Origin of the sequence: Streptomyces sp. URMC 129 (genome assembly GCF_051386415.1) — a bacterium.
Lineage (GTDB): Bacteria > Actinomycetota > Actinomycetes > Streptomycetales > Streptomycetaceae > Streptomyces.
This window is the reverse complement of record NZ_JBPQTQ010000093.1, coordinates 1-25,339: the sequence shown is the minus strand read 5'-3', so window position 1 is coordinate 25,339 and position 25,339 is coordinate 1. Positions and strand designations below refer to the sequence as shown.

Here is a 25,339-nt window from a genome sequence, read left to right as displayed (position 1 = left end):
GGGCACGAAGGTGGTGCTGCTGACCGGCTCCATGGGGGCGGCGGGAAGCCGGGCGGCGGCAGCGCGGCGCCGGGCCAGGGCGACCTGGAGCACGAACGCCTCGTCCCACTTCAGCCGGGCCCTGGCGTCCGCCACGTCCCGCTTGGTGCGGGGCCGGTGCACCTTCTCGAACGCCTCGGGCAGCTCGATCAGCCCCCGCCGCGCGCGCAGCGCCCCGGGCAGCGGGTCGACCAGCCCCTCCCAGCCGACCGCGGCGAGCGAGTCGAGCACGACCCCGACGGACTTGGCGATGCGCCACGATTCGAGCTGCTTGACGGCCGGGTAGATCGGCAGCGGCCGGCCCGCGAAGTCGGCCACCGCCGCCGAGCCGCCGTCCGCCTCGTCCGTCTCGTCCAGCAGCTCGTAGGCGGGGTGGGAGAGCTGGAGCCTGCGGTTGAACTGCGTGACCTTCCCGGCGAACATGCCGCGCCGCCCCGGCAGCAGCACCTTCTCGTGGTGGTGGACGGCGCGCCTGCCGAAGAAGACGAGCTGGAGGCGGCCGCTGCCGTCGGTGATCGTCACCTCCAGGCGGACGCCGCTGCCCCGGTTGAACGTGACGGACCGGGTGTCCGCGATCTCCGCGACGACGGTGACGTGCTCGTCGAGCGGCAGCTCGGTCAGCCGGGTCAGCTCCCCGCGCTCGGCGTACCGGCGCGGGTAGTGGTGCAGGAGGTCTCCGACCGTGTGCAGGTCGAGGTGGGCGGCCATCACCTTGGCGGTGGTGCCGCCGACCACCTTGGCGAGGGGCTCGTGCAGTGCGGTCACGCCGCCCATTGCACACCATGGGACCGACAGCCGGGCGGCGCCTACTCGACGCCGATGAGCAGCGGCGCGCTCTGCCGCCCCTCGTAGACCACGGTGTCCACGCCGAGGTGGCCGCGGCGGACCTGCGCCTCCAGCCGCGCGGCGAGGCCGTCGGGCGCGCCGGCGCCGATCACCAGGGTGACCAGTTCGCCGCCGGCCGACAGCATCCGGCCGAGCACGTCGCTCGCGACGTCGGAGAGGTCGGCGCCGATGACGGCGACGTCGCCGTCGATCAGCCCGAGCGCGTCCCCGGCCTGGCAGATGCCCGCGGTGGTCCAGGACTGCCGTTCCGCCACGGCCAGTTCGCCGAACCGGGTGGCCCCGGCGGCGGCGGTCATGGCGACGACGTCCTCGTCGAAGCGGCGCTCGGCGGCGTGCACGGCGAGCGCCGCGATGCCCTGCACCGGGGACCGGGTGGGGATGACGGCGACGCGCACCCCCTGGGCCCGCGCCTGCTCCGCCGCGGCGGCGGCCGGGTGCCACAGCGCGTCGTCGTTGGGCAGCAGCACCACCTCGCGGGCGCCCGTGCCGAGGATCGCGGCGGCCAGCTCGCCACCGCCGGGCGGGTCCTCGGCGCGGACGGTCAGCGTGACGGCGCCGGCCTCCTCGCACAGCCCGGCGAGCCCGTCGCCCGGCAGCACCGAGACGATGACGCGGGCGGCGCGCGGGCCGCGCGGCGGTGCCGGGGCGGCCAGCGCGGTGATGCGGACCCGGTGCGGGCGTCCGGCGTCGATGCCCGCCTCGACGGCCGGGCCGGGCTCCGGGGTGTGCACGTGGACGTGCCACAGGCCGTCGCCGCCCACCACGACCAGCGAGTCACCCAGCGCGTCGAGCCGGGCCCGCAGCGCGGGAAGGGCGGCGTCGGCGGCGTCCAGCAGGTAGGTGACCTCGTAGCCGACCGGCGCGTCGGCCGCGTCCGCCGCCGCGCCGACCGGTTCGGGACACCCGGCGCCGTCCGCCGGGCCGGCCGCGCGCGGCGGGCCGGCCCGGCCCAGGCGCTCGCGCGGGGACGCGTCGGGGGCGCGGCCGGACAGGGCCGCGTCGAGGGCGTCGAGCACGGCGACCAGGCCGCAGCCGCCCGCGTCCACGACGCCCGCGGCGGCCAGCACGGCGAGCTGTCCCGGGGTCCCGGCCAGGGCCGCCCTGGCTCCGGCGCAGGCCGCCGCCGCGATCTCGGCGGTGTCGCCGTCGGCGCGCTCGGCGGCCTCCGCGGCGGCCACGGCCACGGTGAGCATCGTGCCCTCCACGGGGTGGGCCACGGCCTCGTACCCGGAGGCGGCGGCCCGGCGCAGCGCGCGGCGCAGGGTGCCGGGAGCGGCCGGCTCGGGGTCGGTGGAGAACACCTCGGCCATGCCGCGCAGGAGTTGGGCCAGGATGGTGCCGGAGTTGCCGCGCGCGCCGATGAGCGCGCCGTGCGCCATGGCGCGCGCCGCCTCACCGAGGGTGGGGGCGGCCGGCTCGGCCGCGGCGACGGCCTGGGCGGCGGACTCGACGGTCAGGTAGAGATTGGTGCCGGTGTCCCCGTCCGCGACGGGGTACACGTTGATCGCGTCGATGTCCTCGCGGGCCCGGCCGAGGGCGTCCAGGGCGATGCGGCACCAGCGCCGTACCGCCGCGGAGTCGAGCGGCTGCGGCACGTGGCGACCTCCTCGGCCTTCAGTGAACGGCTGTGGGTGAACGGCCGGGACGCAGCTTATGCCCCGCTCCGCTCCGGGGGCGATTTCGCTGATCGGGAACGCGCGGGGTATGCTGCCCCGGTTGCCCGATGTCGTCGCCGCGTGCCGGCTGCGCACACCGGGCGGACCTCACCGGAGCCGTGGAGTTCCGGAATCCCAGCGTAAATTTCTGTCTTTGGAGTGACCGTGGCTGCCAACTGCGACGTCTGCGGCAAGGGGCCGGGCTTCGGCAACCGTATCTCCCACTCGCACCGCCGGACCCCCCGCCGTTGGAACCCCAACATCCAGCGGGTGCGGGCCGTCGTGCAGGGGACGCCGAAGCGCCTGAACGCCTGCACCTCGTGCATCAAGGCGGGCAAGGTCACGCGCTGACGCGCCTCCTTCCGAAGCCGCTCGAAGCCGGTCCGTCGTTCACGACGGACCGGCTTTCCGCATGCGGTGGGCGTGGTCGACCGGGCCGATGCCGGCGCCCAGCGGGAAGCCGGCCGCGATGGCGCCGGTGACGTAGTCCTTGGCGGCGGCCACCGCGTCCGGCACGGGATCGCCGCACGCGAGGCGGGCCGCGATCGCGGAGGCGAGCGTGCATCCGGTGCCGTGGGTGTGGCGGTTGTCGTGGCGCGGGGCGCGCAGCCAGTGTTCCGCCGTGCCGTCGGTGAGCAGATCGACGGCGTCGCCCGGGAGATGACCGCCCTTGATCAGCGCCCACCGCGGGCCGTGGCCGAGGATCGCGTCCGCCGCGCGGCGCATGCCGTCCTCGGACTCGACGCGCACGCCGGTGAGCTGGGCGACCTCGGGCAGGTTCGGGGTGGCGACCGTGGCGCGGGGCAGCAGGCCGGTGCGGACGGCGTCCAGCGCGTCGGCGGCCAGCAGCGGGTCGCCGTGCTTGGAGACGCCGACGGGATCGACCACCACCGGCGCCCGGGTGCCGGCCAGCAGGTCCGCGACGGTCCGGACGATCTCCGCCGTCGCCAGCATGCCGGTCTTGACGGCCTGGACGCCGATGTCGTGCACGACGGCGCGGAACTGGGCCACCACGGCGTCGACGGGCAGTTCCCAGGCGCCGCGCACCCCCAGCGAGTTCTGCGCGGTGACGGCGGTGATCACGCTCATCCCGTGGACGCCGAGCGCCAGCATGGTCTTCAGGTCGGCCTGGATGCCCGCGCCGCCGCCGGAGTCGGAGCCGGCGACGGTGAGCACGCGTGGAGGTGTCGGCATGGCCCCGACGGTACCGGCGGGCGCGGCTCAGGCGCCGAAGTGGTCCCAGCCGCCGGCCTTGTCCCACGTGGCGCCGTCGACCGTCACCGGTGCGACGCCCCGGCCGCGCGCGGGCAGCACCTGGCCGATCGTCCGCCAGCGGGCGGGGAGTTTGGTCTCCGGCGGGAAGGTGGCGACGAGCGCGTGGTCCTCGCCGCCGGTGAGCACCCAGTGCAGCGGGTCGACGCCGACGGCCTGCCCGATGTCCGACATCTGGGCCGGGACGTCCAGCGACCCCGAGGAGATGTCGATGCGGACCTTGCTGCCCTGCGCGATGTGCCCGAGATCCGCGACCAGTCCGTCGCTCACGTCGGTCATGGCGGTGGCGCCCAGCGCGGCGGCGGCCGGGCCCGCGACATAGGGCGGCTCGGGCCGGCGGTGCGCCTCGACGAACGCGCGCGGGGAGCGGAAACCGCGGGAGAGCACGGTGTGTCCGGCGGCCGACCAGCCGAGCCAGCCGGTGACGGCGACGATGTCCCCGGCCCTGGCGCCGGTCCTGGTGACGGGCTCCCGGCCGCCGAGGTCGCCGAGGGCGGTGATGGAGACGGTGATGAGGTCGCCCCTGACCACGTCGCCGCCGGCCACTCCGGCACCGGCGACCCGGCACTCGTCGCGGATGCCGTCCATCAGCTCCAGGGGCCAGGTGACGGGGAGTTCGGCGGGGACGACGAGCCCGACGAGCACCGCGGTGGGCACGGCGCCCATGGCGGCGATGTCGGCGAGGTTCTGGGCGGCGGCCTTGCGGCCGACGTCGTAGGCGGTGGACCAGTCGCGGCGGAAGTGCCGTCCCTCCAGCAGGATGTCGGTGGTCGCGACGACCCTCCGGTCCGGAGCCGCCACCACCGCCGCGTCGTCCCCCGGGCCCAGCCGCACCGCGGGTGTCCCGGTGATCCGGGAGGTCAGCTCCCGGATCAGCCCGAACTCCCCGAGCTCCCCCACACTGCCCTTCACTCGGCTCTCCTCATGCTCGTCTCGCGGTCCATCCGTCAACCTGCCATGACCGGCGGTGGCCTGCTGTCTCCCCCGTGCTGGTCATGACGCGCTACGGTAGCGCCCCCGTTCCTCGTAGCCGCTGTGGAGGACCCGTGGTACAGGCGTACATCCTGATCCAGACCGAGGTGGGCAAGGCGTCCACCGTGGCCGATGTCATCTCCAAGATCCCAGGCGTGCTGCAGGCCGAGGACGTCACGGGTCCCTATGACGTGATCGTGCGCGCCGAGGCGGACACCGTGGACGAGCTGGGTCGGCTCGTCGTCGCCGAGGTGCAGCGCGTGGGCGGCATCACACGCACGCTGACCTGCCCCGTTGTGCATCTGTAGCACCCCGTATGCTCACCGGATGACCATCGCGACACGTCGGGCGCTTTCGGCCGCCTCCGCCCTCGTGGCCCTGGCGGCGTGCACCTCGGGCGGGGACGGTCCCGAGGTGGTCGAGCCCTCCCCCACCGGCGAGGCCGCCGCCGCGTGCCGGGAGCTGGCGGACGGTCTGCCGGACCGCGTGAACGGGGAGGAACGCGGATCGGCGGCGGACGGAACGGAGTTCGCGGCCGTGTGGGGGGATCCCGCGATCGTGCTGCGCTGCGGCGTCCCGCGTCCGGCGCTGATCACGCCGGACAGCGAGACCTACGATCCGTTCGCCGAGGCGGTGGTCGTGAACGGGGTGTCATGGCTGCTGGAGGAGGAGCCCGGCGGGAAGCGGTTCACCACCACCGAGCGCACGGTGTTCGTCGAGGTGACGGTGCCCGACGACTACGCGCCCGAGGTGAATCCGCTGGTCGACCTCGCCGCGGCCGTCGAGGAGCACATCCCGGCGGATCCCCTGTAGGCGCCGGGCGGCACGGCGTCAGCGCAGGCCGGTCGGGCGGCGCAGCGCGGCTTGGATGAGGCGGTCCACCAGCTCCGGGTAGTCCACGCCGCTGGCCTGCCACATCCGCGGGAACATCGAGATCGGCGTGAAGCCGGGCATGGTGTTGATCTCGTTGATGACGAACTCGCCGTTCTCCAGCAGGAAGAAGTCCGCGCGGACCAGGCCCTCGCAGGAGGCGGCCTCGAAGGCGCGCACGGCCAGCTCCTGGACGCGGGCCGTCTGCTCCCCGGTGAGCGGGGCCGGGACGATGCCCTCGGCCGAGTCGATGTACTTGGCCTCGAAGTCGTAGAAGGCGTGGCTGGAGACGGCCGGGATCTCGGCCGGGACGCTGGCGCGCGGGCCGTCCTCGAACTCCAGCACGCCGCACTCGATCTCGCGCCCGCGCAGCAGCGACTCCACGATGATCTTGGGGTCGTGGCGGCGGGCCTCCGCCACCGCCTCGTCGAGACCGGCGAGGCCGTCGACCCGGGAGATGCCCATCGAGGAGCCGGCCCGGGCGGGCTTGACGAACAGCGGCCACCCGTGGTCCGCCGCGAAGTCCACGATTCTCTTCCGGGCCGCCGCCGGATCGTTCTCCCACTCGCGCGGGCGGACCACGGTGTACGGCCCGACCGGCAGACCGAAGGAGGCGAAGACGCGCTTCATGTACTCCTTGTCCATGCCGATCGCGGAGGACAGCACGCCGGCCCCGACGTACGGCACGCCGGAGAGCTCCAGAAGGCCCTGGAGCGTGCCGTCCTCGCCGTAGGGGCCGTGGAGCATCGGGAAGACGACGTCGACGTCGCCGAGGTCCTTGGGCACCGAGCCGGGCTCGGAGTAGATCACTTCCTGCCGGCCGTGGTCGATGGGCAGCAGGACGCCGCCCGCGCCCGGCTCGGCGATCTGCTCGACGCTGGGCAGCGCGCCGTCGCTGATCGCCATCCGCTCCGGATCGTCCGCGGTCAGCGCCCACCGGCCGTCGGCAGTGATGCCGATGGGCAGCACGTCGTAGCGGGTGCGGTCGATGGCGCGCAGCACGGCTCCGGCGGTGATCACCGAGATGGCGTGCTCCGAGCTTCGGCCGCCGAAGACGACGGCGACGCGGGGCTTGGGGCTCTGGGATGAGGTCTCGCTGCTCATAACCCCCTGAGGCTACCCAACGGGGTGCCCGCAGTCAGCGGTGTTCGGCCTTGGCGGTTCGCGACATCAGCTCCTTGACGGCCACCAGCGGCGGGGTGCCGCGGTGGACGATGCCCACGACCGTCTCCGTCAGCGGCATGTCGACACCGTGGCGGCGCGCCAGGTCGAGCACGGACCGGCACGACTTGACGCCCTCGGCGGTCTGCCGGGTGACGGCGATGGTCTCCTCCACGGTCATGCCGCGTCCGAGGTTGGTGCCGAAGGTGTGGTTGCGGGAGAGCGGCGAGGAGCAGGTGGCGATCAGGTCGCCCATCCCGGCCAGCCCGGCGAACGTCTGCGGGTCGGCGCCCATGGCCTGGCCCAGGCGGGCGGTCTCGGCCAGGCCGCGGGTCATCAGCGACGCCTTGGTGTTGTCGCCCAGGCCCATGCCGTCGGCGATGCCGACGGCGAGCGCGATGACGTTCTTCACGGCGCCGCCCAGCTCGCAGCCGACCACGTCGGTGTTGGTGTACGGACGGAAGTACGGCGTGTGGCAGGCGGCCTGGAGCCGTCTGGCCACCTCCTCGTCACGGCAGGCGACGACGGAGGCGGCGGGCTGGCGCTCGGCGATCTCGCGGGCGAGGTTGGGGCCCGACAGCACGGCGACACGCTCCGGGCCGGCGCCCGCCATCTCCTCGATGACCTCGCTCATCCGCTTCGCGGTGCCCAGCTCGATGCCCTTCATCAGCGAGACCAGGACGGTGCCGGGCGCCAGCAGACCCGCCCAGGCGGCCAGGTTGTCGCGCAGGGTCTGCGAGGGCACGGCGAGCACGGTGAACTCCGCGCCGCGTGCCGCCGCGGCGGGATCGGTGGTGGCCGTGATGCCCGCGGGCAGCGGGATGCCCGGCAGGTAGTCAGGGTTGACACGGTCGGTGTTGACGGCGTCGGCGAGCTCGCGGCGGCGGCCCCACAGGGTCACCTCGCAGCCCGCGTCGGCGAGAACCATGGCGAACGCGGTTCCCCAGGAGCCGGTTCCGTAGACGGCGACGCGTGTCACTCCGCTTTCTCCTCCTCGGGGGCGGTCCGCCGGGCCCGGCGCTCGGGCGACGTCCTGCGGTGGACGTACCGCTCGGCCGGCGGGGGTTCGTCACGCACGTCGGCGAGCAGCGTGGTGATGGCGTCCATGATGCGGTCCGTGGCCTCGCGCAGCACCTCCGGGGTGGGTTGCCTGCCGTAGAACTCGCCGAGGTCCACGGGCGGTCCCGCGACGACGGTGAGCGTCTTGCGGGGGCGGAGGCGGATCCTCTTCTCCCTGGCGTAGGGCGGCATCGCCTCGTGGGCGCCCCACTGGGCGACGGGGATGACGGGGGCGCGGGTGAGCAGCGCGACGCGGGCGGCGCCGGACTTGCCCTCCATGGGCCACAGCCGCGGGTCGCGGGTGAGGGTGCCCTCCGGGTAGAAGGCGACGCACTCGCCCCGGTGGACGGCGTCGACGGCGGCCCGGAAGGCGTCGGCGGCGTCGGTGGTGTCGCGGTAGACGGGGATCTGGCCGGTGCCGCGCATGAATCGGCCGACGGCGCCGCCCTCGAACAGGGTGTTCTTCGCCAGGAATCTCGGCGGCCTGCCGGTGTTGTACTGGAAGTGCGCGTAGGAGAGCGGGTCGAGATAGGAGTTGTGATTCACCGCGGTGATGAATCCCCCCTCAACGGGAATATGCTCCATTCCCCGCCAGTCCCGGTTGAAGAGCAGCAACAGCGGCGGTTTTACCAGAATTGCGGCCAATCGGTACCAGAAGCCGATTCTGCGGCGAGACACTCGGTCACCATCTCCTCTTGCGCTGCTCCGACGTGGCCCGGTGCGGACAGCCGGACCATCCTCGCCCCGGGCCGGGAGGCTGTCCAGCGGATCCGTCACCGCCGCGGCGGGTCTCTTTGCACCCTAATGCGCACCGCTCGCCGGGGCACCGGACGGCCGCCGCGGGGCGGGCCACCCCTGGCCGGACCGGGGACGACCAGGAAAAGGAGAATGGCGGGATGCGAGACACCGGTTGGTCGCTGATCGTGCCCCTGAAGCCGCTGTCGCTGGCCAAGAGCAGGCTGGCGCCGGTGGCCGGGGACGCGCTGCGGCCCTCGCTCGCGCTGGCCTTCGCCGAGGACACGGTGGCCGCCGCGCTGGCGTGTCCGGCGGTGCGCGACGTGGCGGTCGTCACCGACGATCCGCTGGCGGAACGGCACCTCGCGCTGCTGGGCGCGCGGATCGTGCCGGACGCCCCGGGCCGGGGCCTCAACGCCGCGCTGGCGTACGGCGCCGACGCCGTCCGGGCCGCCGCGCCGGACGCGGCGGTGGCCGCGCTCAACGCCGATCTGCCCGCGCTGCGCCCGGCCGAACTGGCGCGCGTGCTGGCGGCGGCGGAGCGCTGCGCCCGGGGCTTCCTGGCCGACGCGGCGGGCATCGGCACGACGCTGCTGACGGCGGCGGCCGGAACGGCGCTGGCGCCCGCGTTCGGCGGCCCGTCCCGGGAGCGGCATCTGGCGTCCGGCGCGGTGGAACTGCTGACCGCCGGAGTGGACAGCGTCCGGCGGGACGTGGACACCGGGGAGGATCTGTGGGCGGCGCTGGCGCTGGGCGTCGGGCCGCGGACGGCGGCGAGCGTGCGGGGGCTTACAGCGTCTGCAGGGTCAGGAGCGTGATCCGGCGCTCCTCGCCCTCGCCGGTGACCTCGATCCGCACGCGCTGGCCCGGCCGCAGCAGGAGCAGGCCGCCGGCGTCGAACGCGTCGGCGCCGAAGTCCAGCGGGGTGCCGTCGTCCAGCAGCACGCTGCCGGAGCGGGTCTGCGGGTCGTAGGTGTACGCGGTGGCCTGCATGCCCCGAGCCTAGCCGCCCGGCCGGGGGCGGGAACACGACAGCGGGCCGGGCTCCTGGCGAGGAGTCCGGCCCGCGGGGTGGCCCCGAGTGCTGACGGTGATCACTGGCGGCGTGCGGTGGCCTTCTTGGCGGTCGTGGTGCGGGCGGGCGCCCGCTTGGCCGGCGCCTTCTTCGCGGTGGCCTTCTTGGCCGGGGCCTTCTTGGCGGTGCTCTTCTTCGCCGCGGTCTTCTTCGCGGTGGTCTTCTTCGCCGGGGCCTTCTTGGCGGTGGTCTTCTTGGCCGTCGTCTTCTTCGCCGCCGCCTTCTTGGTGGTGGCCTTCTTCGTCGTGGTGCCGCCCGACAGGCTGCCCTTGGGGGCCTTCTTGACGGCGACCTCGTTCTTCGGGAGCTTCTTCGTTCCCGCGACCAGGTCCTTGAAGCCCTGTCCGGCGCGGAAGCGCGGCACGGACGTCTTCTTGACCCGGACCCGCTCGCCGGTCTGCGGGTTCCGCGCGTACCGCGCCGGGCGGTCCACCTTCTCGAACGAGCCGAAACCGGTCACCGACACGCGCTCCCCGGCGACCACCGCGCGGATGATGGCGTCGAGCACGATATCGACCGCGTCGGCCGCCTGCTGACGGCCGCCGAGCTTGTCGGCAATCGCTTCTACGAGTTGCGCCTTGTTCACGTCTTCCCCTTCGCAGGCCTTGCTGGAACGAATGTGTTCAAGCTTTTTCGCACGTTAGGCAGATATATTCCGCAAATCAAACGCGAAACGGGCGAATCACCCTTGTGTCGCAACGAACTCGACCATCACGGAGATCCGTCACGGCCGTCACCGGGCGGCCCCGGCGGCAGCCGTCCCGCCTCAACGTCCTCCATCAGCCGGTCCAGACGACGAGCGGCCCCAGGCAGGTCCTGCTTGGCGGCCGCGGTGATGATCAGCAGTTTCCGGGTGAGAGCCTGCCGTACGTCCTCAGGCACTTGCAGGGCCCGCACCATCCGGTGCGCGTCCTTCAGTCGAGCGGCGACGCGGTCGTAGAGTTCGAGTTGACCGTCGCGTTCCATGCGGCCGATTGTGCCACCTTGGGCCTGTTATCGCCCTCTAAGCCCTCAACGCCCGTGTCGTGACGACCTGTCAGAAGTAAAGACCCCCGCCGGTCGGACCGGCGGGGGTCTTGGTGAGGATGCGTCAGGCACCTTGCGTGGTAAGAGGTTTGTAGCCGGGGCGGCCCCGCTCGTACGCGGCGATCGCCTCCTCCTCGCGCAGCGTGATGCTGATGTCGTCGAGCCCTTCCAGCAGCCGCCAGCGGGCGTTCTCGTCGAGCTCGAAGGGGGCTTCGATGCCCTCGGCCCGGACCACGCGCCCGACCAGGTCGACCGTGATCTCGGCGGTGGGATCGGCCTCGGTCAGCTCCCACAGCGCGTCCACGGTGGCCTGCGGGAGCACCACGGTCAGCAGGCCGTTCTTCAGCGAGTTGCCCCGGAAGATGTCGGCGAAGCGGGCGGAGATGACCGCCTTGAAGCCGTAGTTCTGCAGGGCCCACACCGCGTGCTCGCGGGAGGAGCCGGTGCCGAAGTCGGGACCGGCGACCAGGACCGTGGCGCCCCGGCGCTCCGGCCGGTTCAGCACGAACTCCGGGTCCTTGCGCCACGCCTCGAACAGCCCGTCCTCGAAGCCGTCCCTGGTGACCTTCTTCAGCCAGTGCGCGGGGATGATCTGGTCGGTGTCGACGTTCCCCCGGCGCAGCGGGACGGCGCGGCCGGTGTGCGTGGTGAATGCTTCCATGACTCAGACCTCCACGGGGGTGGGGACGTCGGCCAGATCGGCCGGGGACGCGAGGCGGCCGGCGACCGCGGTGGCGGCGGCGACCTGCGGCGAGACCAGGTGCGTGCGACCGCCCTTGCCCTGCCGCCCCTCGAAGTTGCGGTTCGAGGTGGAGGCGCAGCGCTCGCCCGGGGAGAGCTGGTCCGGGTTCATGCCCAGGCACATCGAACAGCCGGCGTGCCGCCATTCGGCGCCCGCCGCCGTGAACACCTTGTCCAGGCCCTCCGCGACCGCCTGGAGCGCGACCCGGACGGAGCCCGGTACGACCAGCATGCGCACCCCGTCGGCGATCCGGCGGCCCGCCAGGATGCCGGCGGCCGCGCGCAGGTCCTCGATGCGGCCGTTGGTGCAGGAGCCGACGAAGACGGTGTCGATGGCGATGTCCCGCAGCTTCTGCCCGGCGGTCAGGCCCATGTACTCCAGTGCCTTCTCGGCCGCGAGGCGCTCGCTGGCGTCCTCGAACGAGGCCGGGTCGGGCACCGAGGCGGACAGCGGGGCACCCTGGCCGGGGTTGGTGCCCCAGGTGACGAACGGGGCCAGCTCGGCGGCGTCGATGACGACCTCGTGGTCGAACACCGCGTCGTCGTCGGTGCGCAGCGTCCGCCAGTACGCCACGGCGGCGTCCCAGTCGGCCCCCTCGGGCGCGTGGTCGCGGCCCTTCAGGTAGGCGAACGTGGTCTCGTCGGGGGCGATCATGCCGGCCCGGGCGCCCGCCTCGATCGACATGTTGCAGATGGTCATCCGGGCCTCCATCGAGAGCTTCTCGATGGCCTCGCCGCGGTATTCGATGACATAGCCCTGGCCGCCGCCGGTGCCGATCCGGGCGATGATCGCCAGGATCAGGTCCTTGGCCGTGACGCCCTCGGGCAGCTCGCCCAGGACCGTGACGGCCATGGTCCGGAACGGGGCCATGGGCAGCGTCTGGGTGGCCAGCACGTGCTCGACCTGGCTGGTGCCGATACCGAACGCCAGGGCGCCGAAGGCACCGTGCGTCGAGGTGTGGCTGTCCCCGCAGACCACCGTCATGCCGGGCTGCGTCAGGCCGAGCTGCGGCCCGACGACGTGCACGACGCCCTGCTCGGCGTCGCCCAGCGGGTGCAGCCGGACGCCGAACTCCGCGCAGTTCTTCCTGAGGGTCTCCAACTGCGTGCGCGAGACGGGGTCGGCGATCGGCTTGTCGATGTCGAGGGTCGGGGTGTTGTGGTCCTCGGTGGCGATGGTGAGGTCCGTGCGCCGCACCCGCCGCCCGCTCTTGCGCAGCCCGTCGAACGCCTGCGGGCTGGTGACCTCGTGCAGCAGGTGGAGGTCGATGTAGAGCAGATCGGGCTCGCCCTCCGCGCGCCGGACGACGTGATCGTCCCAGACCTTCTCCGCCAGTGTCCGTCCCATCGCTTTTCCCTTCGGCTGTGCCGCTGGTGGGTGAGGGGGTCGCCATCCGCTCCCCTCGCGCCGGACGGTGACCGCGCGGCGCGTGGGTGACGCGGACCGCGGAACCAAGCCTGGCGCTTCCCCCGCGAAATTGAACTTGCGTTTCACAGTGTGAGACGCGAATATCGTTGCATGGACAACTCTAGCGGCGACTCCAGCGGCGTGGGCGTGCTCGACAAGGCCGCCCTGGTGCTGGGAGCCCTGGAGTCCGGACCGGCCACGCTAGCGGGCCTGGTCGGGGCGACGGGGCTGGCGAGACCCACGGCCCACCGGATGGCGGTGGCCCTCGAACACCACCGGCTGCTGGCGCGCGACATGCAGGGGCGTTTCATCCTCGGGCCGCGCCTGGCCGAACTGGCCGCCGCCGCCGGCGAGGACCGGCTGCTGGCCGCGGCCGGGCCGGTGCTCACCCAGCTCCGGGACGTCACAGGGGAGAGCGCCCAGCTCTACCGGCGCCAGGGCGACATGCGGATCTGCGTCGCCGCCGCCGAGCGCCTGTCCGGCCTGCGGGACACCGTGCCCGTGGGCTCCACGCTGCCGATGAAGGCCGGCTCGGCGGCGCAGATCCTGCTCGCCTGGGAGGAGCCCGAGCGGCTGCACCACGGCCTCCAGGGCGCCCGCTTCACCGCCACCGCCCTCTCCGGCGTCCGCCGCCGCGGCTGGGCGCAGTCCATCGGCGAGCGCGAGCCCGGTGTGGCCTCCGTCTCGGCCCCCGTGCGCGGTCCGTCCAACCGCGTGGTGGCCGCGGTGTCCGTCTCCGGCCCGATCGAGCGGCTGACCCGGCACCCGGGCCGGATGCACGCGCAGGCGCTGCTGGACGCGGCGGCCCGGCTGACCGAGGCCCTCAGGCGCAACGGCGGCTGATCACCGCCCGCGCGCCACGGACAGCCGGTCCCGGGCCGTGTCGCCGCGACGGCCGACCGGCACCACCTCGGTCGCCGCGCCCAGGCCGAACGGCGGCATGTCCACATACATCTCCTCGTGCGCGCCCGCGGGCACCACATAGGTCTCGTGCCATATGCCGACCCGGCCCCGGGCCGAGCGCGCCCTGCGGTTGAACTCCGCCCACGCCGGGCGGTGCTCCCGGTCCGGCGCCGACGCGTAGGCCAGCAGCTTCTCGTGCGACGACCAGTACTGCACGACGCAGATCAGCCGGGGACCGCCGAAGAACAGCCGGTGGCCGAGCATGCCGCTCTCCCCGTCCCGCGACAGCTCCCGGAGCATCCGCGGCATGGCCCTGAACACCGGCCACCAGCTCCGCAGATGCCGGAAGCCGTTGATCCGCATGCCGATCAGGAAGACGGTCACCCCGCCGTCCGCCGCCGTCATGCGCCCCTCGATGACTCCGCGCCCCATCACAGACCTCCCCGCCCGGCGGCCACCCGCCCTCGCATTGGATAGCGGCGCTATCCATGATGAGATAGTGGCACTCTCCAACCAGAAGCGCAAGGGGTGCGGGCCGATGCGGCTGGCCGAGCTGAGCAAGCGCAGCGGGGTATCCACCGCGACGATCAAGTACTACCTGCGGGAGGGCCTGCTGCCCCCCGGCCGGCGGGTGAGCGCCACCCAGGCCGAGTACGACGAGGAGCACCTGCGCAGGCTGCGCCTGGTGCGGGCGCTGGTCCAGGTGGGCCGGGTGCCGGTGGCCACCGCCCGTGAGGTGCTGGCCGCCGTCGGGGACGAGTCGGTGGACCAGCTCTCCCGTCTCGGCACCGCCGTCTCGGTGCTCCCCCACGGCCCGGCCGCCACCGGCGAGGACGGCGCCGTGGACACCGCCCGCCGCACGGCCGAGGAGGTGCAGCGCCGCCTCGGCTGGCGCTTCGTGCCGGAGAACCCGGCGCACGGCATGCTGGTCTCCGCCCTGGCCGCGCTGATCCGCCTGGGATACCCCTGCGACGTGGAGCAACTGCTCCCCTACGGCCGGGCCGCCGCCACCATCGCCACGCACGAGATCGCGCTGATCGGGGAGTTCGAGGCGCCCACGACCCAGCTGGAGGCGGCGGTCGCGCTCACCGTGCTCTACGAACCGGTGCTGCTGAGCCTGCGGCGGCTCGCCCAGGCCGAGGAGGCCGGCCACCGCTTCGGCGGCGGCCCCGCCCCCGGATGACACAGCGGAAGGGCCCTCCGCCGATAGCGGAGGGCCCTTCCCGACCGAGTACCCCCGACCGGATTCGAACCGGCGCTACTGCCTTGAGAGGGCAGCGTGCTAGGCCGCTACACAACGGGGGCTCACACGAGATCCTGGTGGATCCGTACCCCCGACCGGATTCGAACCGGCGCTACTGCCTTGAGAGGGCAGCGTGCTAGGCCGCTACACAACGGGGGCTCGATCTTGGTGAGAGATCGCGCTGGGGTACCAGGACTCGAACCTAGACTAACTGAACCAGAATCAGTCGTGCTGCCAATTACACCATACCCCACCAAAACGCAACCCCGCGCGGGGGAATCGTCCAGGTGATCACTCGGCGGCCCGGATTCCGGCCCGCCCTTGCGACGCGCCAAACAATACCCGATCGAGAACGGTGCCCCAAAACGAGATGCGTTCAGCCCCCGAGACGGGCCAGGGCGGCGTCCACGCGGCTCAGCGTCCGGTCCCGCCCCAGCACCTCCAGGGACTCGAAGAGCGGCAGCCCCACCGTGCGGCCCGTCACCGCGACGCGCACCGGCGCCTGCGCCTTGCCGAGCTTCAGGCCGTGCTCCTCGCCCGCCGCCAGGACGGCCGCCTTCAGCGCCTCCGCGGTCCACTCGGGCGCCTCGGCCAGCCGGACCCGCGCGGCGGCGAGGACGGCCTCGGCACCCGGCTTCATGGCCTTGGCCCAGGACTGCTCGTCGAAGACCGGCTCGTCCAGGAAGAGGAAGTCGACGTTGTCGGTGATGTCCGACAGCACCGTCACCCGGGTCTGGGCCAGCGGCGCCAGGGCGGCGAACGCGGCCGGGTCGTACGCCTCCGGCTTCCACGGCGCGTGCGGCGCCCGCAGCCACGGCTCGCAGGCCGCCGCGAACTCCTCGGCCGACAGGTGCTCCCGGATGTGGGTGGCGTTGATCGCCTCGCACTTCTTCAGGTCGAAGCGCGCCGGGTTGGCGTTGACCGCGCCGATGTCGAACGCCGCGACCATCTCGTCCAGCGTGAAGATGTCCCGGTCCTCCGCCAGCGACCAGCCCAGCAGGGCCAGGTAGTTGAGCAGCCCGGACGGCAGGAAGCCACGGTCCCGGTAGAGGTTGAGCGAGGACTGCGGGTCGCGCTTGGAGAGCTTCTTGTTGCCCTCGCCCATCACGTACGGCAGGTGCCCGAACGCCGGGATCCCGCCGCCGCCCACGCCGATGTCCGCCAGCGCGCGGTACAGCGCGATCTGACGGGGCGTGGAGGAGAGCAGGTCCTCGCCGCGCAGGACGTGGGTGATGCCCATCAGCGCGTCGTCCACCGGGTTGACCAGCGTGTACAGCGGAGCGCCGTTGGCCCGGACGATGCCGTAGTCCGGGACGTTCTCCGGGGTGAAGGTCAGGGTGCCGCGCACCAGGTCGGTGAAGGTGATCGGCTCGTCCGGCATCCGGAACCGGATGATCGACGGCCGGCCCTCGGCCTCGTGGGCGGCGACGGTCTCCGGGGGCAGCGCGCGGCACTTCCCGTCGTACCCCGAGGGCTTCCCGGCGCTGCGGGCGGCCTCGCGCCGGGCCTCCAGCTCCTCGGCCGTGCAGTAGCAGCGGTACGCGTGACCGGACGCCAGCAGCCGGGCGGCGACGTCGGCGTAGATGTCCATGCGCTGCGACTGCCGGTACGGGGCGTGCGGGCCGCCGGTCTCGGGGCCCTCGTCCCAGTCCAGCCCCAGCCAGCGCATCGCGTCGAGGAGCGCCGCGTAGGACTCCTCGGAGTCGCGGGCGGCGTCGGTGTCCTCGATGCGGAAGACCAGGGTGCCGCCGTGGTGGCGCGCGAACGCCCAGTTGAACAGGGCGGTGCGGACCAGGCCGACATGGGGGTTGCCGGTCGGGGACGGGCAGAAACGGACGCGGACGGGAGCGGGGCTAGTCACGCTTGACGACCTTGTTGGTGAGAGTGCCGATGCCTTCGATGGTGACGGCGACCTCGTCGCCGACGTGCAGCGGGCCGACGCCCGCCGGGGTGCCCGTGAGGATGACGTCCTGCGGCAGCAGCGTCATCGACTCGGTGATGTGCACGATCAGATCCTCCACCGCGCGGACCATCTCGCTCGTGCGGCCGAGCTGGCGCTGCTCGCCGTTGACGGTGCACATCACGGCCAGGTCGGACGGGTCGAGGTCGGTCTCGATCCACGGGCCCAGCGGGCACGCGTTGTCGAAGCCCTTCGCCCTGGCCCACTGGCTCTCGCGCCGCTGGACGTCGCGCGCGGTGAGGTCGTTGGCACAGGTGTAGCCGAGGATGACGTCGCGGGCGCGGGAACGCGGGACGTCCCGGCACATCCGCCCGATCACCACGGCCAGCTCGGCCTCGTGGTGCACCTCGGAGGAGAAGGCGGGATAGCCGATCGTGTCACCGTGGCCGATCACGGAGGTGGAGGGCTTGAAGAAGGTGACCGGGACGTCCGGCACGGTGTTCCCCAGCTCCCGTGCGTGCTCGGCGTAGTTGCGGCCGATGGCCACGATCTTGCTGGGCAGCACGGGCGGCAGCAGCCTGACCCTGCTCAGCGGCACGCGGCGGCCGGAGCGCTCGAACTCGGCGAAGGGGTGGCCCTTGATGATGTCCAGCACGGGCTCACCGCCCGCGGCCGGATCCGCTTCCACCACGCCGAAGCCGACGGTTCCGTCAATGGAGAATCTGGCGATGCGCACGGGCCCAAGCCTAGGCCAACCGCCCGTGACCCCCCGGACCCCGGTCCGGGAGGGCGAGCAGCGGCGGGGGGCGTCAGCGCAGGCGGGCCATCAGCGCATGTTCGACGAGGGTGATCAGGGTGCTCTTCGCCTCCGAGCGGTGCCGCGCGTCGGTGGTGATGATCGGCGCGTCGGGGCCGATCTGGAGCGCCTCGCGGACCTCCTCCGGCGAGTACGGCTGATGCCCCTCGAACCCGTTCAGCGCGATCACGAACGGCAGACCGCTGTTCTCGAAGTAGTCCACCGCCGGGAAACAGTCCGCCAGCCGGCGCGTGTCCACCAGCACCACCGCGCCGATCGCGCCACGCACCAGGTCGTCCCACATGAACCAGAACCGGTCCTGCCCCGGCGTACCGAACAGGTACAGGATCAGATCCTGGTCCAGCGTGATCCGGCCGAAGTCCATCGCCACCGTCGTGGTCGTCTTCCCCGCGGTGTGCGTCAGATCGTCGATCCCCGCCGACGCCGACGTCATCACCGCCTCCGTCCGCAGCGGATTGATCTCGGACACCGACCCCACGAACGTGGTCTTCCCCACACCGAACCCACCCGCGATCACGATCTTCGCGGACGTGGTGGAACGGGACGGCGCGGATAGACCGCCGTCCTTAGAGCTTGCGAAGTCCACTGAGCACCCTTTCGAGCAGAGTCACGTCTGGCTGGCCACCCGGCTCGGCGTCATGACCCGGCTGGTGAATGGCGACGAGCCCCGCCTCGGCGAGATCGGCCACCAGGATCCGGGCGACCCCCAGCGGGATGGAGAGCAGCGCGGAAACCTCGGCGACGGACTTCACCTCGTAGCAGAGCTGGCAGATCCGCTGGTGCTCCGGCAGCTGCCCGTGGAGCTGGCCGGGGTCGGCGGTGGTGCTCACCAGCGCCTCGATCGCCAACTGGTACCGCGGCCTGGTCCGGCCGCCGGTCATCGCGTACGGACGCACCAGAGGCTGCGGTGCCTCGCCCTCGCCGGGACGCCGTGGGGGAACGCCGGCGGAGCGCTGCTGCGGCGGGGGCCCGCCTCCGGGCGGGCGCGCCGCACCCGACCCGGGCGCGGGAGCGCTCCGGACCTCGGGGTCCGGGTCGGTGTACGGCTGCACCACCGGCACGCCGTCGTACGCGTGCCACTGGCTCTGACCTTGACCCTGGCCCTGGCCGCTCGGCGCCGAAGGGAAGTTGAACCGCCCGCCGCCGTTCGACTGCGCCGGGTACTCATTGCCGTATGGTCCGCCTGGGGGCGTTGCCACAGTTCCTCCTCCGACTCCCACTGCCAATCGCGGATGCCCGCTCGCCGCTCGGCCGCGTCCCCCGCACCTTAAGGCGCGCGGCCCCAATCCGCACAAGTCGTCTGCTAGTTGAGCAGGCTCCCCTGAAGCTCGGCGCGGAGGTCCGGGGTCAGGACCGAACCGGCCCGGTCCACCAACAGCGCCATCTCGTACCCCACCAAACCGATATCGGCCTCCGGATGCGCCAGCACCGCCAACGACGACCCATCCGAAATCGACATGATGAAGAGGAACCCCCGCTCCATCTCCACCACCGTCTGATTCACCGCACCACCCTCGAAGATCCGCGACGCACCAGCAGTCAACGACGTCAAACCCGACGCCACCGCCGCCAACTGATCAGCACGATCCCGCGGAAACCCCTCGGACAACGCCAGAAGAAGACCATCAGCGGACACCACCACCGTGTGCGACACCCCCGGGGTGTTCTCCACAAAACTGGTGATCAACCAGTTCAGGTTCTGCGCCGCCTGGCTCATCGGGCTCACACTAACGCTCCTGATCATAGGTGTGTCCGGGACCGTAGCCCCGTTCGTCATTCCGCTCGCCACGGCTCGTGACCGCGCCGCGGCCCTGCTGCACCCCGCGGCGCAGGCTGGTGAGCCTGCCACGGACGTCGTTGGGGTCCCGGGAGACCTGGGGCCCGCCGGGGTCGGATAGTTCGGGTGTGGTGTGCTCGGTGAGATGGGCCTGGGGCACTCGCCGGGGAAGGCCCGCGGCGGTCGTGCCGGCCGTCTGGTCCTCCCGGCGCGGTCCGCGGTTCTCCCACCGCGCCATCCCGGGCAGCTGCGGGGCCCGGGACTCCTCCCGCGGTCGCTCTGCCGGATCCTCCTCGGAGTGCTGCCACTGTCGTTCTCGGCGGGGAAGCCCCGCACTCGTCCGCGTGCGGTACTCGGCCGCCACGGGGTCTGGTCCACCGAAGCCTACGCGCTGCGGGCCGCCTGCGGGACTCCCGTGCGGCGATTCCGTCGACGGCGTGGCCGGCGTCGACGGCCGGGCGGGGGGCTGGGCGGACGGGCGTATGGGAGGGCGCAGGGACTGCCGGGGCGGGGGCGGCGGCGACGGCGCCCCCGTCCGGTCGGCCGGCCGCGGCGAGTCGGGGCGGGCCTGCGGGAACGTGCCGAAGCCGGGCCGGCCCGGCACGGGCGGCTCCGGCGCGGGCCCGCCCGGCACGGGCGGCTCCGGCGCGGGCCGCCGGTGCGCCGGGCCCGGGGCGGCCCGGTCCTCGGGGCGGGCCTCCAGGGCCGACCGGCGCTCGCCGGCCGGCGCGGGGTCGCCCAGCGGGCCGCGCCCGGTGTCGCCCGCCGCGTACCGGGAGTCGTCGAAGCCCAGGTCGGCGGCGGTGGGGGACGGCAGGCCGCGCTGGGCGTCGGCGGACGACTGCGCGGGAACGATCCGCGAGACCGTGAAGTGCTCCTCCGGCTGCTGGGGGCGGCCCCGGCTCGGCAGGGTGATGCCCTCCGGCAGCATGACCAGGCAGGTGGTGCCGGACTGCGCGCCCGAGGGCCGCAGCTGGACCCTGATGTTGTGCCGCTCGGCGAGGCGGCCGACCACGTAGAGGCCCATCCGCCGGGACACCGAGGCGTCGATGGCGGGCGGCTCGGCCAGCCGCTTGTTGATCTCGGCGAAGTCCTCCTGGGTGAGGCCGATGCCCTTGTCGTGGATCTCGATCATGATCCGGCCGTCCTGCAGGCGGGTCGCGGTGACCCGGACCTTGGTCTGCGGCGAGGAGAACGAGGTGGCGTTCTCCAGCAGCTCCGCCAGCAGGTGCACCAGGTCGTTGACCACCGAGCCGTGGACGTCGCGGTCGGGAACGCCGGACAGCTCGATCCGGGCGTACGCCTCCACCTCCGAGGCCGAGGCGCGCAGCACGTCGACGAGCGCGGCCGGCTGGTTCCACCGGTGCCTGGGCTCCTCGCCGGCGAGGACCAGCAGGTTCTCGCTGTTGCGGCGCATGCGGGTGGCCAGGTGGTCCAGTTTGAAGAGGTGTTCGAGCTGCTCGGGGTCGGCCTCGTGGCTCTCCAGCTCGCTGATGAGCGCGATCTGCCGCTCGATGAGGCCCTGGTTGCGGGCGGAGAGGTTGGTGAAGATCGCGCTGACGTTGCCCCGCAGCAGGGCCTGCTCGGTGGCGAGCCGCACGGCCTCCCGGTGCACCTGGTCGAAGGCGCGCGCGACCTCGCCGATCTCGTCGTGGCTGACGATGGCGATGGGGGCGACGCGGGTGTCGACGTCGCCCGCGGAGGTGCGGGAGAGCTGCTCGACCAGGGCGGGCAGCCGCTGCTCCGCGACCTCGAAGGCCGCGTGGCGCAGCCGGCGCATGTTGCGGCTCATGGAGCGGGCCATCAGCGCGGCGATCGCGAAGCCGAGGACCAGGGCGGCGAGCACGACCACGGAGTTGACCAGCATGTCGCGGCGGGCGGCCGACGCCAGGTCCTCGGTCTCCAGCACCGCGGCGTTCACCAGCTCCCGCTCGGCGGTGCGGTAGGCCTCGAACTCGGCGGTCGACATACGGAACCACGACTCGGGGGTGATGCCCTGCTCGGCGAGGCTCTCGGGGGTGGCGCCCTCCTGGCTCATGGCCAGGACCATGGCGTCCTTGTCGTCGGACTGGGACTGCGCCACCTCGCTCATCCGCTGGACGTCGTCCGGGTCGCCGGCCGCGAAGTACTCGGCCTGCGCGATCCGCTCCAGGTAGGCGTAGGAGGAGAACGAGGTCCGCATGGCCTCGCGCGTCGCCTCGTCCCCGGCGGGCGCCACCAGCATGTGCACGCCGATGGAACGCTGGAGCGAACTGGCGGACTTGGCCAGGGCGATGGCGTACACCGTGCGGCCGTAGGAGGTGACGTTGCCGGTGCCGAGGCCGAGTTCGTTGGCGAGCGACATCAACGGCCGCTGGATCTGGACGTAGCGCTCCTCGGTCTGGACACCGGGCAGCTCGTCGGTGTAAGCCTGCTCCCGCAGCGTCCCGAGGTCCGCCTCCTGCTCGGCGACCGCCGTGAGGCGGCGGTCGAGGCTCTCGGTGAGCGGGGTCTTCGCTATCTGGGCGTGGAACTCCGCCTGCGCCTGGTCGGTGGCCCGGCGGGCCTCCTGGACGACGAGGCTGTCTCTCTCGCCGTTGAGCAGCGGCTGGGCGGTGACGTCGCGCTCGTCGATCAGGGCGTGGGCGTAGGATGCGGCAGCGCGCACCAGCTCGGCGGTCGCCCGGGCGTCGTCGGCCTCCTGCCATCGCTCGTAGGAGTCGTGCACCCGGAAGCCGCCCAGCACGAGGGCGACGAGGACCGGGATGAGGAGGATCGCGTAGAGCTTGGTCGCCACCCGCCAGTTGCGGGGGGCGAGCCGGGAGCCGGGGGGCTCCGGCACGGGGTCCGGATCCATCTCCACCTCGGCGGGCTGCCGGGCCACCGACGGCGGGGTGAAGTTGCCCCGCCCGGCTGTCCGGGGGGCCGCGGACCCTCCGGGGTACGCGGGAGTCGCACTGTTGCGCCTCACTGGGCTCTCACCTCTCGGCATCGGCACACCGTCGCTCATGGCTGTCACGACTGCGGAGTTGTGTGGATTCCAGCACGTGACCAGGGGAGATTCCAATCCCCCGAACCGTCCTGATTCCAGCCAACTGCCACGACGGCGAAACGGGCATTGCGGCCGAGAGCCACAAATTGCCCCGTTTTTGTCAGCGGAGAGATACCCGGCACTCGCGGCACGTGCGGAAAACGTGAGGGACCGCGCCTCCGATTGTCGTGAACTTCGGCGGACGGCGTGTCCAAGAACACAGGTGGCGCGTTCCGGAATGCCCTCAGTGCAGCCGTGCGAGCAGTGCGTGTTCGACGAGGGTGATCAGGGTGCTCTTCGCCTCCGAGCGGTGCCGCGCGTCGGTGGTGATGATCGGGACGTCGGGGCCGATCTGGAGCGCCTCGCGGACCTCCTCCGGCGAGTACGGCTGATGCCCCTCGAACCCGTTCAGCGCGATCACGAACGGCAGACCGCTGTTCTCGAAGTAGTCCACCGCCGGGAAACAGTCCGCCAGCCGGCGCGTGTCCACCAGCACCACCGCGCCGATCGCACCACGCACCAGGTCGTCCCACATGAACCAGAACCGGTCCTGACCCGGCGTACCGAACAGGTACAGGATCAGATCCTGGTCCAGCGTGATCCGGCCGAAGTCCATCGCCACCGTCGTGGTCGTCTTCCCCGCGGTGTGCGTCAGATCGTCGATCCCCGCCGACGCCGACGTCATCACCGCCTCCGTCCGCAGCGGATTGATCTCGGACACCGACCCCACGAACGTGGTCTTCCCCACACCGAACCCACCCGCGATCACGATCTTCGCGGAGGTCGTCGACTGGGATGGAGCCCGACGGCCCGCGGCGCTAGAGCTTGCGAAGTCCACTGAGCACCCTTTCGAGCAGAGTCACGTCTGGCTGGCCACCCGGCTCGGCGTCATGACCCGGCTGGTGAATGGCGACGAGCCCCGCCTCGGCGAGATCGGCCACCAGGATCCGGGCGACCCCGAGCGGCATGCTCAGCAGCGCGGAAACCTCGGCGACGGACTTCACCTCGAGGCAGAGCTGGCAGATCCGCTGATGCTCCGGCAACAACCCCTGGAGCTGCACCGGTTCGGCGGTGGTGCTCACCAGCGCCTCGATCGCCAACTGGTACCGCGGCCTGGTCCGGCCGCCGGTCATCGCATAGGGACGCACCAGAGGCTGGTCGCCATCATCGTCGAAGGCGCCGTAATGATGCGGAACACCGTACGAGCCCTGCGAAGGTGGCGGGGTGATCATAGCTCCTCCGAGCTTGACATGAGGTCGGCGAGGCGGGCGGTGGTGCTCATGTGGGGGAAGCTGGGGCTCAGTTAAGCAGACTTCCCTGAAGCTCGGCGCGGAGGTCCGGGGTCAGGACCGAACCGGCCCGGTCCACCAACAGCGCCATCTCGTACCCCACCAAACCAATATCGGCCTCCGGATGCGCCAGCACCGCCAACGACGACCCATCCGAAATCGACATGATGAAGAGGAACCCCCGCTCCATCTCCACCACCGTCTGATTCACCGCACCACCCTCGAAGATCCGCGACGCACCAGCAGTCAACGACGTCAAACCCGACGCCACCGCCGCCAACTGATCAGCACGATCCCGCGGAAACCCCTCGGACAACGCCAGAAGAAGACCATCAGCGGACACCACCACCGTGTGCGACGCCCCCGGGGTGTTCTCCACAAAACTGGTGATCAACCAGTTCAGGTTCTGCGCCGCCTGGCTCATCGGGCTCACACTAACGCTCCTACTGCTGGTACGTGGGACCGAGGTCCCGTTCCGTGCGGTCGGCCGAGGAACCGGCCTGGCGCCCCTGCTGGATCCCCCGGCGGAGGTTGGTCAGGCGACCGCGGACGTCGTCCGGGCGGCGGGAGACCAGCGGACCCGCCGGGGTGGCCTCCTGCGACTGCGCGGCACCGGCCACGAGGTTGGCGCGCGGCACCCGCCGGGGAAGCCCGGAGGTGGTCACACCGCCCGCGCTCGGCTGACGCAGTTGCTCGGCCTGCCGCCAGCGCTCGTCGTTGGGCGACGGGCGCCACGGTGCGCCCGCCTCCCCGGGAGCGGGCTCCCCGCGAACGGTCGGGCGCTGGGCGGCTGAGGGTGCGGCGGCGGCCGGCCGGGGGCCGGGCGCGGGGGTTGCCCCGGGAGCGTCTGCGGAGTCCTCGGGCGGCACCGCGGCACGGCGGGTGCCGAACCACGTGGACTCCATCTCCTCGAAGATCGGGGTGCGTTCGGGGGCGCGGTCCGCGAAGGACGCGGGCAGCGGGTCGCGCAGCTCGTCGGGCTTGCGGGCCGGGACGAGCGGCTCCGGCTCGGCGGGAGCCTGCGGCTGCGGCTCCGGCGGCGCGGAAGGCTCGGCCCCGGCGGGCCGGGGCTCGGCGGCCCGCGCCTCGTCGGGCTCGGGCTCGGGCCCGGCGGGCCGGGGAGCGGGGGGCCGCGGCGCCTCCGGCCGGGGCACGGCGGACGCCGGCGGCTGCTGGGCGGCCGGGACCTCACCGGTGTCCCGCGGGGACGCCGGCCGCCGGGACGGGGCGCTCGGGAAGTTGAACGACGTGGCGTCGGCGGGCGGCTGCGGACGCGGCGGCCGGTGGCCGAACGCGGCGGCCACCGCCGCCGGGCCCGTGCCGGTCGCGCCCGGGTAGCCGGGACGGGCGTACTCGCCGGTCGACTCGGGCTCGTCGTGCCCGCGCGGCGCGTCCTGCTCGTCCCGCGCGATCGGTATGGGGCCGCTGTCGTCACCGGCGGCCCAGCTCGGCCGGCCGCCCTGGGGGGCGGTCCCGGCGGGCGTGGGCGGGCCCGGCGGCGACTCGGCGGTCCGCGGCTCGGCGGCCGACGGGACGGCGGG

General features: G+C 72.8%; 28 protein-coding genes, 3 tRNA genes and 1 pseudogene. 6 read left to right on the top strand and 26 right to left on the bottom strand.

The features are described 5' to 3' along the window. Positions 1 to 813, bottom strand: an 813-nt coding sequence (locus ACSNOC_RS19170; protein ID WP_436748715.1) for an OB-fold nucleic acid binding domain-containing protein, incomplete at its 3' end; no start/stop codon positions are given. A 32-nt stretch (positions 814 to 845) separates the two neighbouring features. Continuing rightward, positions 846 to 2,480, bottom strand: coding sequence for a DAK2 domain-containing protein (locus ACSNOC_RS19165; protein WP_436748714.1), 1,635 nt, complete (start codon positions 2,478 to 2,480; stop codon positions 846 to 848). A 225-nt stretch (positions 2,481 to 2,705) separates the two neighbouring features. On the opposite strand from ACSNOC_RS19165, the gene rpmB reads away from it, so the two are divergent. Further along, positions 2,706 to 2,891 (top strand): 50S ribosomal protein L28, encoded by a 186-nt coding sequence (gene rpmB / locus ACSNOC_RS19160; protein ID WP_436748713.1) that lies wholly within the window; start codon positions 2,706 to 2,708, stop codon positions 2,889 to 2,891. Between the two features lie 39 nt (positions 2,892 to 2,930). Here rpmB and thiD read toward each other — a convergent pair whose 3' ends face one another. Further along, positions 2,931 to 3,734, bottom strand: a complete 804-nt coding sequence (gene thiD / locus ACSNOC_RS19155; protein ID WP_436748712.1) for a bifunctional hydroxymethylpyrimidine kinase/phosphomethylpyrimidine kinase — start codon at positions 3,732 to 3,734, stop codon at positions 2,931 to 2,933. 27 nt (positions 3,735 to 3,761) lie between these two features. Further along, the gene (locus tag ACSNOC_RS19150) at positions 3,762 to 4,724 is read right to left on the bottom strand and encodes a thiamine-phosphate kinase (protein ID WP_436748711.1); all 963 of its coding nucleotides are present in this window, start codon (positions 4,722 to 4,724) and stop codon (positions 3,762 to 3,764) included. A gap of 134 nt (positions 4,725 to 4,858) precedes the next feature. Between ACSNOC_RS19150 and ACSNOC_RS19145 the strand changes: the two genes are divergently transcribed. After that, the gene (locus ACSNOC_RS19145; protein WP_436748710.1) at positions 4,859 to 5,092 is read left to right on the top strand and encodes an Lrp/AsnC family transcriptional regulator; all 234 of its coding nucleotides are present in this window, start codon (positions 4,859 to 4,861) and stop codon (positions 5,090 to 5,092) included. Positions 5,093 to 5,111: 19 nt separating this feature from the next. Beyond that, the gene (locus ACSNOC_RS19140; RefSeq protein WP_436748709.1) at positions 5,112 to 5,597 is read left to right on the top strand and encodes a DUF3515 domain-containing protein; all 486 of its coding nucleotides are present in this window, start codon (positions 5,112 to 5,114) and stop codon (positions 5,595 to 5,597) included. A gap of 18 nt (positions 5,598 to 5,615) precedes the next feature. Here ACSNOC_RS19140 and ACSNOC_RS19135 read toward each other — a convergent pair whose 3' ends face one another. The 3 genes from ACSNOC_RS19135 to ACSNOC_RS19125 are packed head-to-tail and all read right to left on the bottom strand — an operon-like array spanning position 5,616 to position 8,552. Further along, entirely contained in the window at positions 5,616 to 6,758 is a 1,143-nt protein-coding gene (locus ACSNOC_RS19135; protein ID WP_436748708.1) for a D-alanine--D-alanine ligase family protein, read from the bottom strand. 34 nt (positions 6,759 to 6,792) lie between these two features. Continuing rightward, entirely contained in the window at positions 6,793 to 7,794 is a 1,002-nt protein-coding gene (locus ACSNOC_RS19130) for an NAD(P)H-dependent glycerol-3-phosphate dehydrogenase (RefSeq protein ID WP_436748707.1), read from the bottom strand. Next, positions 7,791 to 8,552 (bottom strand): lysophospholipid acyltransferase family protein, encoded by a 762-nt coding sequence (locus ACSNOC_RS19125; RefSeq protein WP_436748706.1) that lies wholly within the window; start codon positions 8,550 to 8,552, stop codon positions 7,791 to 7,793. Before ACSNOC_RS19125 ends, ACSNOC_RS19130 begins: the two co-directional genes overlap by 4 nt. 218 nt (positions 8,553 to 8,770) lie before the next feature. Between ACSNOC_RS19125 and cofC the strand changes: the two genes are divergently transcribed. After that, entirely contained in the window at positions 8,771 to 9,427 is a 657-nt protein-coding gene (gene cofC / locus ACSNOC_RS19120) for a 2-phospho-L-lactate guanylyltransferase (RefSeq protein WP_436748705.1), read from the top strand. On the opposite strand, the gene ACSNOC_RS19115 is transcribed toward cofC, so the two are convergent. The 5 genes from ACSNOC_RS19115 to leuC all read right to left on the bottom strand — a co-directional run bounded on the left by ACSNOC_RS19115 (position 9,399) and on the right by leuC (position 12,799). Then, positions 9,399 to 9,602, bottom strand: a complete 204-nt coding sequence (locus ACSNOC_RS19115) for a hypothetical protein (protein ID WP_436748704.1) — start codon at positions 9,600 to 9,602, stop codon at positions 9,399 to 9,401. The two genes, cofC and ACSNOC_RS19115, sit on opposite strands and share 29 nt — an antisense overlap. A 101-nt stretch (positions 9,603 to 9,703) precedes the next feature. Next, the gene (locus tag ACSNOC_RS19110; RefSeq protein WP_436748703.1) at positions 9,704 to 10,270 is read right to left on the bottom strand and encodes an HU family DNA-binding protein; all 567 of its coding nucleotides are present in this window, start codon (positions 10,268 to 10,270) and stop codon (positions 9,704 to 9,706) included. Between the two features lie 125 nt (positions 10,271 to 10,395). Beyond that, on the bottom strand, positions 10,396 to 10,650 hold the full coding sequence (locus tag ACSNOC_RS19105; RefSeq protein ID WP_436748702.1) for a hypothetical protein: 255 nt from the start codon (positions 10,648 to 10,650) through the stop codon (positions 10,396 to 10,398). A 124-nt stretch (positions 10,651 to 10,774) separates the two neighbouring features. Next, on the bottom strand, positions 10,775 to 11,371 hold the full coding sequence (gene leuD, locus ACSNOC_RS19100) for a 3-isopropylmalate dehydratase small subunit (RefSeq protein WP_436748701.1): 597 nt from the start codon (positions 11,369 to 11,371) through the stop codon (positions 10,775 to 10,777). A 3-nt stretch (positions 11,372 to 11,374) separates the two neighbouring features. Beyond that, positions 11,375 to 12,799, bottom strand: coding sequence for a 3-isopropylmalate dehydratase large subunit (gene leuC, locus ACSNOC_RS19095; protein WP_436748700.1), 1,425 nt, complete (start codon positions 12,797 to 12,799; stop codon positions 11,375 to 11,377). Positions 12,800 to 12,970: 171 nt separating this feature from the next. Here leuC and ACSNOC_RS19090 point away from each other — a divergent pair, with 171 nt between their 5' ends. Beyond that, complete coding sequence (locus tag ACSNOC_RS19090) at positions 12,971 to 13,702, top strand: IclR family transcriptional regulator (RefSeq protein WP_436748699.1); 732 nt, start codon at positions 12,971 to 12,973, stop codon at positions 13,700 to 13,702. Here ACSNOC_RS19090 and ACSNOC_RS19085 read toward each other — a convergent pair whose 3' ends face one another. Continuing rightward, positions 13,703 to 14,194, bottom strand: coding sequence for a DUF4188 domain-containing protein (locus tag ACSNOC_RS19085; protein WP_436748698.1), 492 nt, complete (start codon positions 14,192 to 14,194; stop codon positions 13,703 to 13,705). It abuts the gene before it with no gap. 106 nt (positions 14,195 to 14,300) lie between these two features. Here ACSNOC_RS19085 and ACSNOC_RS19080 point away from each other — a divergent pair, with 106 nt between their 5' ends. Continuing rightward, positions 14,301 to 14,945 carry a MerR family transcriptional regulator gene (locus ACSNOC_RS19080; RefSeq protein ID WP_436748717.1) on the top strand — a complete coding sequence of 215 codons (645 nt, stop codon included), beginning with the start codon at positions 14,301 to 14,303 and terminating at the stop codon, positions 14,943 to 14,945. 49 nt (positions 14,946 to 14,994) lie between these two features. Here ACSNOC_RS19080 and ACSNOC_RS19075 read toward each other — a convergent pair. The 13 genes and pseudogenes from ACSNOC_RS19075 to ACSNOC_RS19015 form a co-directional block, all read right to left on the bottom strand. After that, a tRNA-Glu gene (locus tag ACSNOC_RS19075) sits at positions 14,995 to 15,067 on the bottom strand. Between the two features lie 24 nt (positions 15,068 to 15,091). Further along, positions 15,092 to 15,164 (bottom strand) — tRNA-Glu (locus ACSNOC_RS19070). 22 nt (positions 15,165 to 15,186) lie between these two features. Further along, positions 15,187 to 15,258 (bottom strand) — tRNA-Gln (locus ACSNOC_RS19065). A 123-nt stretch (positions 15,259 to 15,381) separates the two neighbouring features. After that, on the bottom strand, positions 15,382 to 16,866 hold the full coding sequence (gene gltX, locus ACSNOC_RS19060; RefSeq protein WP_436748697.1) for a glutamate--tRNA ligase: 1,485 nt from the start codon (positions 16,864 to 16,866) through the stop codon (positions 15,382 to 15,384). Next, positions 16,859 to 17,641, bottom strand: a complete 783-nt coding sequence (locus ACSNOC_RS19055) for a fumarylacetoacetate hydrolase family protein (RefSeq protein ID WP_436748696.1) — start codon at positions 17,639 to 17,641, stop codon at positions 16,859 to 16,861. Before ACSNOC_RS19055 ends, gltX begins: the two co-directional genes overlap by 8 nt. 73 nt (positions 17,642 to 17,714) lie before the next feature. Next, positions 17,715 to 18,308, bottom strand: coding sequence for a GTP-binding protein (locus ACSNOC_RS19050; RefSeq protein ID WP_079032340.1), 594 nt, complete (start codon positions 18,306 to 18,308; stop codon positions 17,715 to 17,717). Beyond that, a complete protein-coding gene (locus ACSNOC_RS19045) occupies positions 18,289 to 18,921 on the bottom strand; it encodes a DUF742 domain-containing protein (protein WP_436748695.1) in 633 nt (210 codons plus the stop codon). Before ACSNOC_RS19045 ends, ACSNOC_RS19050 begins: the two co-directional genes overlap by 20 nt. Before the next feature lie 104 nt (positions 18,922 to 19,025). After that, entirely contained in the window at positions 19,026 to 19,439 is a 414-nt protein-coding gene (locus ACSNOC_RS19040; RefSeq protein WP_059012614.1) for a roadblock/LC7 domain-containing protein, read from the bottom strand. A 10-nt stretch (positions 19,440 to 19,449) separates the two neighbouring features. Continuing rightward, positions 19,450 to 22,362, bottom strand: coding sequence for a nitrate- and nitrite sensing domain-containing protein (locus tag ACSNOC_RS19035; RefSeq protein ID WP_436748694.1), 2,913 nt, complete (start codon positions 22,360 to 22,362; stop codon positions 19,450 to 19,452). Between the two features lie 391 nt (positions 22,363 to 22,753). Then, positions 22,754 to 23,347: a GTP-binding protein gene (locus ACSNOC_RS19030; protein ID WP_436748693.1), complete on the bottom strand. Its 594-nt coding sequence runs from the start codon at positions 23,345 to 23,347 to the stop codon at positions 22,754 to 22,756. Further along, complete coding sequence (locus ACSNOC_RS19025; RefSeq protein WP_436748716.1) at positions 23,328 to 23,738, bottom strand: DUF742 domain-containing protein; 411 nt, start codon at positions 23,736 to 23,738, stop codon at positions 23,328 to 23,330. The genes ACSNOC_RS19030 and ACSNOC_RS19025 overlap by 20 nt, the downstream gene beginning before the upstream one ends. 70 nt (positions 23,739 to 23,808) lie before the next feature. Then, positions 23,809 to 24,222, bottom strand: a complete 414-nt coding sequence (locus tag ACSNOC_RS19020; RefSeq protein ID WP_436748692.1) for a roadblock/LC7 domain-containing protein — start codon at positions 24,220 to 24,222, stop codon at positions 23,809 to 23,811. Positions 24,223 to 24,241: 19 nt separating this feature from the next. Beyond that, positions 24,242 to 25,339: pseudogene (locus ACSNOC_RS19015) on the bottom strand (histidine kinase); the annotation flags it as partial.

Bases quoted from the DNA above. Each gene is read 5' to 3' on its own strand.
- thiD (WP_436748712.1), bottom strand. From the start codon at position 3,734: ATGCCGACACCTCCACGCGTGCTCACCGTCGCCGGCTCCGACTCCGGC.
- ACSNOC_RS19140 (WP_436748709.1), top strand. From the start codon at position 5,112: ATGACCATCGCGACACGTCGGGCGCTTTCGGCCGCCTCCGCCCTCGTG.
- ACSNOC_RS19135 (WP_436748708.1), bottom strand. From the start codon at position 6,758: ATGAGCAGCGAGACCTCATCCCAGAGCCCCAAGCCCCGCGTCGCCGTC.
- cofC (WP_436748705.1), top strand. From the start codon at position 8,771: ATGCGAGACACCGGTTGGTCGCTGATCGTGCCCCTGAAGCCGCTGTCG.
- ACSNOC_RS19115 (WP_436748704.1), bottom strand. From the start codon at position 9,602: ATGCAGGCCACCGCGTACACCTACGACCCGCAGACCCGCTCCGGCAGC.
- ACSNOC_RS19105 (WP_436748702.1), bottom strand. From the start codon at position 10,650: ATGGAACGCGACGGTCAACTCGAACTCTACGACCGCGTCGCCGCTCGA.
- leuD (WP_436748701.1), bottom strand. From the start codon at position 11,371: ATGGAAGCATTCACCACGCACACCGGCCGCGCCGTCCCGCTGCGCCGG.
- leuC (WP_436748700.1), bottom strand. From the start codon at position 12,799: ATGGGACGGACACTGGCGGAGAAGGTCTGGGACGATCACGTCGTCCGG.
- ACSNOC_RS19090 (WP_436748699.1), top strand. From the start codon at position 12,971: ATGGACAACTCTAGCGGCGACTCCAGCGGCGTGGGCGTGCTCGACAAG.
- ACSNOC_RS19085 (WP_436748698.1), bottom strand. From the start codon at position 14,194: ATGGGGCGCGGAGTCATCGAGGGGCGCATGACGGCGGCGGACGGCGGG.
- ACSNOC_RS19080 (WP_436748717.1), top strand. From the start codon at position 14,301: ATGCGGCTGGCCGAGCTGAGCAAGCGCAGCGGGGTATCCACCGCGACG.
- ACSNOC_RS19040 (WP_059012614.1), bottom strand. From the start codon at position 19,439: ATGAGCCAGGCGGCGCAGAACCTGAACTGGTTGATCACCAGTTTTGTG.
- ACSNOC_RS19020 (WP_436748692.1), bottom strand. From the start codon at position 24,222: ATGAGCCAGGCGGCGCAGAACCTGAACTGGTTGATCACCAGTTTTGTG.